This is a genomic window from Roseateles agri (genome assembly GCF_034043675.1).
Lineage (GTDB): Bacteria > Pseudomonadota > Gammaproteobacteria > Burkholderiales > Burkholderiaceae_C > KK5.
Window position 1 is genome coordinate 205,415 of sequence record NZ_JAXCLA010000006.1, and the last position, 11,302, is coordinate 216,716.

An 11,302-nucleotide genomic window follows, 5' to 3' on the forward strand; every position below is an offset into this window, starting at 1 on the left:
CGCCATTTTAGATGACGTGTCGTATCAATAACCACTTTTAGAGAATAGTCATCATCTATGTCTTGACGGTTTAGATGACGACTCTTAGCATTCGCCCACTTTTTAGTGAATCACCATCATCTAAGTGAGGCAAGCATGGACAAACGTCTCTTCGTACTGGCACTGGGCATGTTCGCCCTCGGCACCGACAGCTTCGTGGTGGCCGGCGTGCTGCCCAAGATCTCCGAGAGCTTCCAGATCACGCCGGGCCTGGCCGGGCAATTGACGACGGCATACGCGATCGCCTATGCGCTGCTGTCGCCGACGATCGCGGCGCTGGCCGCCTCGGTGCCGCGCAAGAAGCTGATGCTGTCGGGCCTGGCCGTCTTCGTGCTCGCCAACCTGGCCACGGCCGCGGCGCCCACCTTCTTCCTCGCCCTGCTCACTCGCGTCTTCGCCGGACTGGGCGCGGCCATGTACGCCCCCACGGCCACCGGCACCGGCGCGCTGATCGTGGCGCCCGAGCACCGGGGCAAGGCGCTGACGATCATCGTCGCCGGCCTCACCGCCGCCACGGCGCTGGGCTCGCCGATGGGCACGGTGATCGGCGGCCTGGGCGACTGGCGCTGGACCATGGTGTTCGTCTCCGTCATCGGCCTGCTGGCGGCCATCGGCATCGCCGTGCTGCTCAAGCAGGTGCCGCTGCCGGCGAAGGTGAGTTTCCGCGCCCGCATCGCGCCGCTGTCGGATGCCCGCGTGGGCCTGACCCTGGCCACCACCCTGCTCGCCATGGCCGGCAACTTCGTGATCTACACCTACTTCTCGGTGGTGTTCGATCGCGTGCTGACCAGCACCGCGCTGTTCGGCGCCCTGCTGGTGCTGTGGGGCTCCGGCGGCACGGTGACGAACATCGTGCTGTCGCGCCTGCTGGACAAGTTCGGCCCGCGCGAAGTGCTGCTGGTGATGCTGTCGGTGCTCGTCGTGGACATGGCGCTGGTGCCCTGGGCCAGCGCGCACCTGTGGTCCTCGGTGCTGGCGATCGCCGTGTGGGGCATCGCGGGCTGGGGAATCATGGGCCCGCAGCAGTACCGCCTCGTCAACATCGCGCCGCAGATCGCGCCGGTGGTGCTGGGCCTGAACACGGCCGCTACCTACCTGGGCGTCACCGCCGCCGGTGTGCTGGGCGCCGCGGGCCTGCAGGTGCTCGGCGGGCACAAGCTCGGCTTCTTCAGCGTGCTGCTGTTCGCCCTGGCCATCGTCGCTTCCGAACTGGCCACGCGCCGCATCGCCGGCCGCGAGGCCGCCGCCGCAGCGGCCGCCTGAATCGATTCCTTCCCCCACCCTCACGAGGCAATCATGCAAAAGACCATCCTGATCACCGGCACGTCCAACGGCTTCGGCAAGGACGCCGCTCTCACCCTGGCCGCCGCCGGGCACCGCGTGTTCGCGACGATGCGCGATTCGCTGGGCCGCAACCGCGAGGCCGCCGCGGCGCTCCAGGCCAAGGGCATCGAAGTCGTGGAGCTGGACGTCAAGCAGAACGCTAGCGTCGACGCGGCATTCGCCGCCGTGTTCGAAAAGACCGGCGGCCGGCTCGACGTGCTGATCAACAACGCGGGCCTGATGATCCAGGGCATCTCGGAAACGATCACCGCCGAGCAGACCCGCGACATGTTCGACGTCAACGTGTTCGGCATCCAGCGCACGACCCGCGCGGCCCTGCCCGCGATGCGTCGCGCGAAGACCGGACTGATCGTCAACATCGGCTCGATCCTCGGCCGCGTGACCATCCCCTTCGTGGGCCTCTACGGCGCCACCAAGCACGCGGTGGAGGCGATGACGGAGTCCTACCGCTACGAGCTGTCGCAACTGGGCGTGGACGTGGTGCTGGTCCAGCCCAGCGCCTACCCGACGAATCTCTACTCCACGCACCAGGATCCCGCCGACGCCGCCCGCGAGCCGGAGTACGGCGAAGTAGCCGCCGTGCCGAAGGGCTTCGTCGCCTTCCTGCAGAGCGTGTTCAGCGGCGCCGATGCACCGGACCCGCACGACGTGGCGCAGGCGCTGGTGACGCTGGTCGAGACGCCCGCCGGCCAGCGGCCCGAGCGCGTCGTCGTCGGCAACCCCTTCGGCGCCACCGACGTCAATGCCGTGGTGAAGCCGATCCAGGGTCAGCTCATCGAGGGCATCGGCATGAGCGGGCTGGCGGCGCTGAAGGTCTGAAGGGTCAGCGGCTCAAGACGTCCCGCAACACGCGAGCCAAGCGCTCGCTCGCCGCGTCGACGCGCGGCCCGCGCAACAGATGCAGCGGCGCGCTGGGAAGCGCGGGCAGCCCTTCGTCGCGCAGGGCGCGCAGGTCCGCGGGAACGGTGTCGGCCATCCAGACGGTCACGGCATGGTCGGCGCGCACCAGCGCGGTGGTGGCCTCGATGTCGCCCGTTTCGTAGACGAATCGGGCCTCGCGCCCCTGGGCCAGCAGGGAAGCCTGCATGTAGACGCGGAATGCGCAGTCCTCGGCCACCATGGACACCGGCAAGGGATTGCGCCGATGCGCATTGCCATCGGCCGCGCCGACCCACACCAGCGCTTCTTCGCCGAGGCATTCGGTCTGCGGCGGCACCGTGCCCTGGACGACGGCCATGTCCAGCTCTCCGCGCTCCAGCGCGGCCACGAGGCGGATGGACAGGGTGCACTGCAGGCTCAGCTCCGTGCCCTGCTCCACAGGTTGCCAGCGCGCCAGGATGTCCGGCAGCCAGCGGCGCGCCAGATCGGGCGGCAGGCCCAGGCGCAAGGGCTGCGGCGTGTGGCCCCGCAGGGCCCGCCAGGCCTCGTCGTGCGCGGCCAGCAGCTTGTTGAACTCGGTGAGCGCTCGCGCGCCGTCTGCCGTCAGCCGCGCGCCGCGATGGTCCCGCTCCAGCAGTCGCAGCCCCAGCTGTTCCTCCAGCCGTTTGAGCTGCTGGCTGACGGTGCTCTGCGTGAGCTTGAGTTCGTTGGCCGCGGCGGTCACATTGCCGAGCTGGGCGGTGCATACGAAGGTACGCAGCAACACGGGGTCAAGATCGCGAGGCATGGGTCATTGTCGTGGACGATGGCCCCATCACCGAATGTCGTTGGACGTTCCGGAGCGGCGCGCGAACACTGGCGGTTCCTCTGTTTGCTACACCGCATGCCATGCCCGAGAACTTCCCCACCCAGGTCCATCTGCTGAACGCCGCCCGCGAGTTGCGCGAGCCCTGGTCGCCGCGCGTGGTGGCGCGGGTGAACGATCAGTACGTCAAGGTCGCCAAGCTGCAGGGCGAGTTCGTCTGGCATGCGCACGAGCAGGAGGACGAGCTGTTCCTCGTGCTCGCCGGCGAACTGCGCATCGACTACCGCGATCGGCCCGCGGTGCACCTGCGGCCCGGCTCGCTGCACGTCGTGCCGCGCGGCGTCCAGCACTTTCCGGTGGCGAAGGAGGAATGCCTGATCGCGCTGATCGAGACGGTCACCACGCGCCACACGGGCGAGCTGCAGACCGAGCGCACCCGATCGCTGGCAGAGCAGCTCAGCTGACGCGGACCGCGTGCGGAAACGCCTCCGCGATGTGGTCGATGAAGGCCCGCGTCGCCGCGCTCATGCCGCGGCGCGTGGGCATCAGCGCGGTGATCGTCGCGTCGGCGGCGATCCACTCGGGCAGCACGCGCCGCAGCCGGCCCGCGGCGACCTCGTCGCGGCAGACGTAGGCGGGCAGCGCGACGATGCCGGTGCCGGCCTCGGCCGCGCGCTTCAAGGTCACCATGCAGGAGCCGGTGATGCGCGGGCGCAGACTCACCTGGACCGTGTTCGCGCTGTCCGTCTCGTGCGTCAGGCTCCACGAGGGCGAGACGCCGTCGCGCTTCATGAACAGCGTCGCGCAGCCGGCCAGGTCCTCCGGCGCCGCCGGCACGCCATGGGCCTCCAGGTAGCCAGGCGAGGCGAACAGATGCCAGGGCGCTTTCGCGAGCGCGCGCTGCACCATCGTCGAATCGGGCAAGGCGCCGGAGTAGGCGCGGATCGCGAAGTCCAGCCGGTCCGCGACGATGTCAACATTGCTGTCGCCGGCATGCTGGACCAGTTCGACCTTCGGATACTTGGCCAGGAACGAGGAGATCATTTCCGGCATCGCGAACTGCGCCGTCGCGATCGCCACCGTGAAGCGCACGGTACCCGTGGGCTCGGTGGAGCGGCTGCGCATCGCCAGCTCCGCCTCGTTCGCGCGGGCCAGCGTGGCCACCGCATGGCCGTAGAACTCGGTGCCGTTCTCGGTCAGCGTGATGTGGCGCGAGGTGCGTGCGAACAGCGTCAGGCCGAGTTCCTTCTCGAGCTGCTGGATGCGGTAGCTGATGGTCGAAACGGGCTTGTCCAGCGCACGCGCGGCTGCCGACAGGCCGCCCCGCTCGGCCACTTCCACGAAGAATCGAAAGTCGTTGAGATCCAGCACCGGGGCCCTCGCACCGACCGGGTCGGTTGTGCAAAGGTTCGATGCTATCCCCGCATTCATGACGGCCAGTGCCGGTCGAGGAATGCCGCGCTGCGGTCGAGCGCCTGGCGCGCGCTGGCCAGCTCGGCGGTGTTGAGCTGGAACACGTGGTGCATGCCCTGCCACACCTCCAGCGACACCTCCGCCCCGGCCCGCGCGGCGGCCTCGGCCATGCGGCGCGAATCGTCGAGCAGGACTTCGTCCGTGCCGACCTGGATCAGCGTCGGCGGCAGCAGGCGCAGGTCGGGATCGAACAGCGGCGAGGCACGCGGATCGGTGGCCGGGGCCGCGCCCAGGTAGGCCGCGGCGGAGGCCCGCAGATAGCCGACGTCCAGCAGCGGATCGGCGACGGCGAACTCGCGCGCGCTGTCGCCGCTGAGGCTCAGGTCGGTCCAGGGCGAGAAGGTCGCCAGCGCGGCCACGGGGATGCCGCGGCGCCGTGCCTCCAGCACCGTTGCGAACGACAGGCCGCCGCCGGCCGAGTCGCCGACGACCGCGACCGCACCGAAGTCGGCGGCGAGGTGTTCCAGCGTCTCGGCGGCGAGATCGCGTGCCGTCGGCACCGTCGCCTCCGGGGCGAGCGGGTATTCCAAGGCGAAGGCCGGCACCCGCGTGCGGGCGGCGAGTTGGCTCACCATGCCGGCATAGGCGCCGGCATGCCCGAGCCCGTAGCCGCCGCCGTGGATGAAGAGGATGGCGCGGCCCGGCTGCGCCTCCGCGGGTCGGCACCACAGGCCGGGACTGGCCGGATCCTCGGCGCGGGTCACGCCCTCGGCGATCGGCGTCGCGGCGATGAACTGGTCATAGATCTCGCGCGGCGTGCCCACGGCGGTCGACCAGAACCTGCCGAACTGCAGCCGCAGCGCGCGTGCCGCGGCGATGTCGCTCTCGATGATGGGGACGACGGTGGCGCTCATTTGGCCAGCGCTCCGGCCACCTGGCCCATAAGCACGGCGAAGGGCATGTCCAGCGCGGCGTAGACGTCCAGCGCCTTCGGGTCGGCGTTGTCGCCCATGATCTCGACCATCAGGGTCGCGTAGTCGGAAACCTCGATGCCCAGCGCCGTCAGTCGGGCCAGGCCGGCTTCGCGCTTGGCGAGCGAGAAAGTACCGCAAGCATCGAGCGCGACGATGGGCTGGAAGCCCTCCTCGGACGACGAGATCGCGGGCAGCGAGGCACATACCTCGAAAGACAGGCCCGCGATGATCAGGTGGTCGCGGCCGGTGGCCTTCACGGCGGCGACGAAGGGCGCGTGGTCCCAGGCGTTGACGGAGGAGCGGTCCATGATCTCGCCGCCGCCGAGCGCTTGCTGCAGCTCGGGCGCCGTCGGCCCCCACATGCTGTCGCGGGCGGTGGTCACGGCGACGACCGGCAGTCCCAGCACCTTGGCGGCGCGGGCCAGGCCGACGACGTTGTGCTTGAGTTCGCTGACCGTGATGTCGCGTACGCCGGTCATCAGGCCGACCTGGTGGTCGATCAGCAGGACCGCGGTGTTGTCGCGGGTCATGCGGGTGCGCTTCGTTTGCATGGCGAGTTCCTTCGAATGGTTGGGGTGAATCCATTCGACCGGAGGCCCGCCCGGCGATCAACGCGGGTGGCTTGGAGGGAGCTTCCAACCGACCGGAAGGTCAGGTCGCGAAGTCAGGCCTGAGAGCGAGCGCGCCAGGCGCTGGGGCTGCTGCCCATCACGCGCTTGAACGCGTGACTGAAGGCCGAGTCGGAGTCGTAGCCGAGCGAGACGGCCACCGTGGCGACGGAGCTGCCGCCCTCGCGCAGCGCGCGTGCCGCCTGCAGCATGCGCAGGCGCATCAGGTAGTCGAGCGGTGGCAGGCCCACCAGCGACTTGAAGCGCGCGGCGAAGCCCGAGCGCGACATCGCGGCGAGCCCGGCCAGCTCCGCGAGGGTCCAGCGCGCGGCCGGATCGCCATGCAGCCGCGCGACGACCGGGCCGATCTGCCGGTCGGCCAGGGCCGCGATCCAGCCGGTGCCCTGCCCGTCTTGCGACGCGAGATGCGTGCGCAGGATCTGCAGCAGCAAGACCTGCGCGAGGTGGCTGCGCATCAGGGTCGTGCCGGCCTTGGCGCCGTTCGACTCCCCGGCCAGTTGCACCAGCGCCCAGCGGATGACGGCGGCGGCCTCTGACGTCGCCGCCACGTGCACGACGGGCGGCAGCATGTCCAGCAGCAGCGCGGCATGCGAAGCCTCGAAATCGAAGCGGCCGCCGCGCACGGTCACGCCGTCACCGGAGCCCTGGCGGGCACGGCCATCGCGCGCGACGGCGTACAGCTCGCGCGCATCGCGCTCGGGCAGCGCGAGGTCGCTGGCCAGCACGTAGGGCGCACCGCGCGTCATCAGGAAACAGTCGCCGGTGCGCAGTTGCCGCTCGGGCTCGCCCTCGCGCCGCATCCAGCAGCCGCCGGACTCCACGGCCAGGAACTTGATCGTCGTCGGCGAGGCCGGAAAGCGTAGGCACCAGGCACCGCCCGCTTCCAGCGACGCCGACAGCGCCGTGCGCGGCCGCAGCAGCGCCACGACCTGGGACAAGGGATCGTCGTCCGCATCGGCTGGACGATCGAGCAAGGATGCTGGATCAGGCGGCATGGTCGCGGGCGGCGTGGAAGGACATCATGAACGCCAGTCTCTCACTCCTCACTGCCACCCGAATGAATCCCCACCAGCATCCCCTTCCCTCCGGCTTCACCGCCACCTCCACCGCGCAGGAGGTCATGCGCAGCATCGACCTCACGGGCAAGCGCGCCATCGTCACGGGCGGCTACACCGGCCTAGGTCTCGAGACCGTGCAGGCGCTCGTCGCTGCCGGTGCGCGTGTCGTCGTGCCGGCGCGCAGCCCGGAGAAGGCAAGCGCTGCGCTCGCCGGCCTGCCGGGCATCGAGCACGCCGAACTCGACCTGCACGCCCCCGCCTCCATCGCGCGCTTCGCTGACGACTTCGTCGCACGCGGCGAGGCGCTGGACCTGCTGATCCTCAACGCCGGCATCATGGCCACGCCGCTGCGCCGCGATGGGCGCGGCCACGAGAGCCAGTTCTCCGCCAACCACCTGGGCCATTTCGAGCTGGCCGTGCGCCTGTGGCCCACGCTCGTGCGCGCCGGCTCGGCCCGCGTCGTGGCACTGAGTTCGCTGGGCCACCGCTTCTCGGCCTTCGACTTCGACGATCCCGACTTCGAACATCGCCCCTACGACAAGTGGAAGGCCTACGGCCAGTCGAAGACCGCCAACGCGCTGTTCGCCGTGGGCCTGGACCGCCGCGGCGCGCCGCACGGCGTGCGCGCCTTCGCCGTCCATCCCGGCTCGATCCGCACCGAGCTGGTCCGCGACCTGACGCCGGAGGACTTCGCGGCCTTCGGGCTGCCGGCCGATGGCAAGTACGGCGTGGCGCCACAGGGCCAGTCCGTCGAGGAAGGCGGCCGCTACAAGAACCTCTCGCAAGGCGCCGCGACCTCGCTGTGGTGCGCGACGAGCCCGCAGCTCGCGGGGCTTGGCGGTCTCTACTGCGAGAACGGCGACGTCGCTCGCCCCATCCCCGAGGGCGAGGTCTTCGACGGTGGCGTGCGCTCGTGGGCGATCGATCCGGCCCAGGCCGAACGCCTGTGGTCGCTCAGCGAGCGACTGACCGGCGCGAGCTTGCCCGCCTGATCACGAGGCCTGTCGCCCATCGCGCCAGCGAACCAGCGTCTCGAACAGGTCCTTCACCTCGAAGGGCTTGGCGATGTGGTCGTCCATGCCGGCCTGCAGGACCTCCTCGCGGTCGCCCTGCATCGCATTGGCCGTCATCGCGATGACAGGCAGTCCGTCGAAGCGGCGATCGGCGCGGATCACCCGGGTGGCCTGGTAGCCGTCCATCACGGGCATCTGGCAGTCCATCAGCACCAGGTCGACGCGCACCTGCTCCAGCGCCGCCAGCGCCTTCTGGCCATCGAGCGCCAGGGTGACCTCGATGCCCACGCGCTGCAGCACGTCGGTCGCCAGCTCGGCGTTGATGTCGTTGTCCTCGACCAGCAGCACGCGCAGGCCCTGCAGGCGGCTGCGCGCCTCGGCCAGCAGCGCTTCGGGGTCGTCGACCGGCGCCGCGCGCGCCGCCATCTGCCCCGAGGCCTGCGCCAGCGCGCCCTGCAGCGCGGCGGGCAGCACCGGCTTCAGCAGCACGGTCATCGGCGGCAACTGCTCTTCGGCCAGGCGCTCCAGCAGATCCTCGCGGCCGAAGGCCGTCGTCATCAGGATGGCCGTGGGCCGGCCGTCGTGCAGGTGCATCAGCGAGCGCACGCCGTCGATGCCGTCGCGGACGGGCATGCGCCAGTCGACCAGCACGATGTCGAAGGGCCGTCCGTTGGCGATCGCCTGCGAGGACTCGCGCAGCGCGCTGTCCACGTCGCCCGCCTTCACGACCTCGCCGACCCCCAGCTCCTGCGCCATGCCGGCCGCGATCTCGCGCGCCGCGGCGTTGTCGTCGACGATCAGCAGGCGCAGGCCCGCCGGCGTCCAGGCAGTATTCGGGAGCGCCAGCGGAGCGTCCGCGGCCGGCAGGGCAAAGCGCAGGCTGAAGGAGAAGGTCGCGCCCTGGCCGGGCGCGCTGTCGAGCTGCAGCTTGCCGCCCATCAGCTCGATCAGATGGCGGCTGATCGCGAGGCCCAGGCCGGTGCCGCCGTAGCGGCGCGAGGTCGATCCGTCGGCCTGCACGAAGGGACGGAACAGGCGCTCGTGCTGCGCCGGGTCGATGCCCACGCCGGTATCGCGTACCGCGAAGCGCAGCAGCACCGAGGCCGCGTCCTGCTCGCACAGCTCGATGGTCACGACGACCTCGCCGCGCTCGGTGAACTTCACCGCGTTGGACAGCAGGTTCGTGAGCACCTGCGACAGCCGCAGCGGGTCGCCGATCAGTGCGTCCGGCAAGCCCGGCGCGGGAGAGAACAGCAGCTCCAGCCCTTTGTCCTGCGCGCGCAGGCCCACCAGGTCGGCCAGGGTGTCGAGCACGCTGGTCAAGGTGAACGGCGTGTGCTCGATGCCCAGCTTGCCGGCCTCGATCTTCGAGAAGTCGAGCACGTCGTTCAGCACGCCCAGCAGCGAGCGCGCGGCGCGTTCCGCCTTGGCGACGTAGTTGTGCTGGCGCTGCGAGAGCCCGCTGCTAAGCGCGAGATGGGCCATGCCGAGGATGGCGTTCATCGGCGTGCGGATCTCGTGGCTCATGTTGGCGAGGAACTCGCTCTTGGCCGCGTTGGCGGCGTCGGCTGCGGCACGCGCGCGGCGTGCCTCGTCCACCGCGGCCTCGATGCGCAAGGTGCGGCCGCTCGCGATCAGCAGCGATGCCGCCAGCAGCGAAACGGCCACCAGCCCCGCCACGGCGAAAAGGTCGCTCTGCCCGACCGATGCCGCGGCGCTGCCGTGGGACATCACGGGCTCGACGCGCAACTGCCAGGCGCGCCCGGCGAAGTCGATCGGCTCGGTGCGTCCGCCCGGCGTGCTCTCGCCGAGTTCGCAGCCCTCGGGGCCGGCCAGCCGCCGCGCGGCGCCGGGCGGCGTCGTGTCGACGATGCAGACCCGCACCGTAGCCGGCAGGCGCTTCAGCGTCCGCTCCAGCATGCGGTCCAGGCGCACCGTGGCCAGTACCACGCCGAAGGCATCGCGCCGGCGCTCGTCGTCGGTGACGGGATCGCCCGCGTACACGGCCTGGTAGGCGACGACACCGAACTGCTGCTGCGCATCGGTGGCCTGGGTCAGCTTGAAGGCCGGCGTGGCGGCGGGCTCGCCGGTGCGCACCGTCCGCTCGATGGCCACACCGGCAGCACGGATCGACGCCGAGTTGAGGCCCAGCCGCGAGCCGCTGCGCTCCGCCGGTTCCATGTAGGTGATCGCATAGACCTCGCCCTTGGGCGGCAGCCGCTGGGTGTTGGACTCGTCCCGGTCGAACACGCGGAACTCCGGCAGACCGGTAGTCCGCACCTGCGCCTCGAAGGCGGGAATGTCCTGCAGCTGCACGCGGCGGTTGAAGCCCAACGACTGGATCTGGCCCGGCCCTTCCAGCCAAGGCGTCATCGCGCGCCGCACGGCATCGCGCGGCGGTGCGGGGCTGGCGGTGAAGACGCTGCGCATCGCCCCCAGCGCGCGCAGCGGTTCGTGCAGCTCCAGGTTCAGGATCGAGCTGGCGGTGGCCACGTCGCTGTTGAAGGCGATGCGCAAGCGCTCGTCGTCGACGCGCTGCACGCCGGCAATCATCCAGCTCAGCAGCCCCGCGGCCACGACGAGCGGCAGGGCCGTATTGATGCGGCGGGACCGCCAGGCGCTGCGCGGCCGGCCGATCAGCGCCAGCACGACCGGCGCCACGCAGCACAGGCTGGCACCGAGCGTCACCCAGCAGGCCAGCAGGTCGAACCACTCGATCGGGTCGCCGGGCAGTTGGGCCTCACCGATCAGCGTGATGATCGCGGCGGGCAGCGAGGCCGCAGCAGCAGCGAGCGCGAGCTGCAGCACTTCCAGCGGTTCAGCCAAGGTCAGCGACGGGCCGGCGCGCCAGCGCAGCAGCACCACGCCCAGCCACCACTGCAACACACAGGCGCCGACGACGATGCCGGCAACGACCGCTTCCGCAGCCGTGGCGCCCGCTGCCGCACCGGCCCATGCCGCCAGCGCCACCAGCACCCCGGCCAACCGGCCATGCACCAGCACGGCCGCGAAGCCGAGGCCGCCGATGGTGATCGCCAGCATGCTCGCCGTCGGAAACGCGACCCAGCGGTTGAACGCGCCGCAGGCCAGCGCGGCCAAGGTCAGCAGGACCAGTTCACGCCGGCGATGGATCGGGGCGTCCTCCACC

The 11,302-nt window shown here is 70.6% G+C and carries 10 protein-coding genes; 4 read left to right on the plus strand and 6 right to left on the minus strand.

Annotated elements, in window-relative coordinates:
- Window positions 1-135 precede the first annotated feature (135 nt).
- Together SNE35_RS18930 and SNE35_RS18935 are read left to right on the plus strand one after the other, a co-directional pair.
- Window positions 136-1,302: an MFS transporter gene (locus tag SNE35_RS18930; RefSeq protein ID WP_320424540.1), complete on the plus strand. Its 1,167-nt coding sequence runs from the start codon at window positions 136-138 to the stop codon at window positions 1,300-1,302.
- Window positions 1,303-1,335: 33 nt separating this feature from the next.
- Window positions 1,336-2,202 (plus strand): SDR family oxidoreductase, encoded by an 867-nt coding sequence (locus SNE35_RS18935; protein ID WP_320424541.1) that lies wholly within the window; start codon window positions 1,336-1,338, stop codon window positions 2,200-2,202.
- Window positions 2,203-2,206: 4 nt separating this feature from the next.
- Here SNE35_RS18935 and SNE35_RS18940 read toward each other — a convergent pair whose 3' ends face one another.
- Complete coding sequence (locus SNE35_RS18940; RefSeq protein ID WP_320424542.1) at window positions 2,207-3,049, minus strand: LysR family transcriptional regulator; 843 nt, start codon at window positions 3,047-3,049, stop codon at window positions 2,207-2,209.
- A 101-nt stretch (window positions 3,050-3,150) separates the two neighbouring features.
- Between SNE35_RS18940 and SNE35_RS18945 the strand changes: the two genes are divergently transcribed.
- Complete coding sequence (locus SNE35_RS18945; protein WP_320424543.1) at window positions 3,151-3,531, plus strand: cupin domain-containing protein; 381 nt, start codon at window positions 3,151-3,153, stop codon at window positions 3,529-3,531.
- On the opposite strand, the gene SNE35_RS18950 is transcribed toward SNE35_RS18945, so the two are convergent.
- The 4 genes from SNE35_RS18950 to SNE35_RS18965 form a co-directional block, all read right to left on the minus strand.
- Window positions 3,524-4,438, minus strand: a complete 915-nt coding sequence (locus SNE35_RS18950) for a LysR substrate-binding domain-containing protein (RefSeq protein WP_320424544.1) — start codon at window positions 4,436-4,438, stop codon at window positions 3,524-3,526. The genes SNE35_RS18945 and SNE35_RS18950 overlap by 8 nt on opposite strands.
- A 56-nt stretch (window positions 4,439-4,494) precedes the next feature.
- Window positions 4,495-5,394 (minus strand): alpha/beta hydrolase fold domain-containing protein, encoded by a 900-nt coding sequence (locus SNE35_RS18955; protein WP_320424545.1) that lies wholly within the window; start codon window positions 5,392-5,394, stop codon window positions 4,495-4,497.
- The gene (locus SNE35_RS18960; protein ID WP_320424546.1) at window positions 5,391-6,005 is read right to left on the minus strand and encodes an isochorismatase family protein; all 615 of its coding nucleotides are present in this window, start codon (window positions 6,003-6,005) and stop codon (window positions 5,391-5,393) included. Before SNE35_RS18960 ends, SNE35_RS18955 begins: the two co-directional genes overlap by 4 nt.
- A gap of 113 nt (window positions 6,006-6,118) precedes the next feature.
- Window positions 6,119-7,057: an AraC family transcriptional regulator gene (locus tag SNE35_RS18965; protein WP_320424547.1), complete on the minus strand. Its 939-nt coding sequence runs from the start codon at window positions 7,055-7,057 to the stop codon at window positions 6,119-6,121.
- Between the two features lie 83 nt (window positions 7,058-7,140).
- Between SNE35_RS18965 and SNE35_RS18970 the strand changes: the two genes are divergently transcribed.
- The gene (locus SNE35_RS18970) at window positions 7,141-8,133 is read left to right on the plus strand and encodes an oxidoreductase (RefSeq protein ID WP_320424548.1); all 993 of its coding nucleotides are present in this window, start codon (window positions 7,141-7,143) and stop codon (window positions 8,131-8,133) included.
- Here SNE35_RS18970 and SNE35_RS18975 read toward each other — a convergent pair whose 3' ends face one another.
- Window positions 8,134-11,301: a response regulator gene (locus SNE35_RS18975; RefSeq protein WP_320424549.1), complete on the minus strand. Its 3,168-nt coding sequence runs from the start codon at window positions 11,299-11,301 to the stop codon at window positions 8,134-8,136.
- Window position 11,302 lies beyond the last annotated feature (1 nt).